A 922-nucleotide genomic window follows, 5' to 3' on the forward strand; every position below is an offset into this window, starting at 1 on the left:
AAGAAGCCATCCTCGGTAAAGGTTTCTTTGGTCTTTTCTTCGTCTTTATAGTAGCCCATCATCGTAGCAGGGCTCTTGACCTCGATCTCACCAATTTCTGAAATACGCTGTTCAACACCCGGCATCGGCTCACCTACATAACCAACCTTTGAGCGGCCTGGCAATGAGATATGAGAATATGCAAAATTCTCAGACATACCGTAACCTTCTAGCAATTCCAGACCCAGGTTACGATACCAATTAATGATATCACCTGATAACGGCGCCGAACCACTTCCAGCAAAACGGCAGTATTCCAAGCCCAGAGCAGTCAATACTTTCTTCTTGACCAAACCAGACACAATTGGAATCTTAAGCAAACGATTTAGTTTCTTAGGAGGCATCTTCTTAAAGATACCTAGTTGGAACTTGGACCACAGGCGTGGAACAGAAATAAAGACCGTTGGTTTAGCACGACGCAAGTCGTCCAGGAAGGTATCCAAAGCATCAGCAAAAAATAACTGAGCACCTATATGGATAGAGGACTGCTCAACCGCAAAACGTTCAAACACGTGCGCCAGTGGCAAGTAAGATAACATTCTATCAGTAGGCTTTATATCCAAAGCTTGTGCAACACCGCTTGCTGCAATACCTAAGGCCTCAAATGACAACATAACGCCTTTTGGCTTGCCGNTTGAACCCGATGTATAAACAATCGTCGCTAACTCGTCAGCATCCCGAACAGTATCTTCTTGTATCGGAGCATGCTCAGCAACCAGGTTATCCCAGCTTGGGTAATCTGTTTTTGGACTTAGAGGATAAGAAACACAAGGTAAATCATCTGGCACACCAGGTTTCATCATTTCCCAGTCGTCCAGTTTACCAACAAATAACAACTGCGTTTCACTGTGCTCAAGGATATACTTAACCGTTTCAGCATTTA

The 922-nt window shown here is 44.2% G+C and carries 1 protein-coding gene; it reads right to left on the reverse strand.

Features of this window, described 5'->3' with window-relative positions; genetic code table 11:
* On the reverse strand, window positions 1-922 hold a 922-nt coding region (locus A3761_RS03575; protein WP_156491566.1), incomplete at both ends, for an AMP-binding protein.

The sequence above is a fragment of the Oleiphilus sp. HI0123 genome (genome assembly GCF_001635315.1).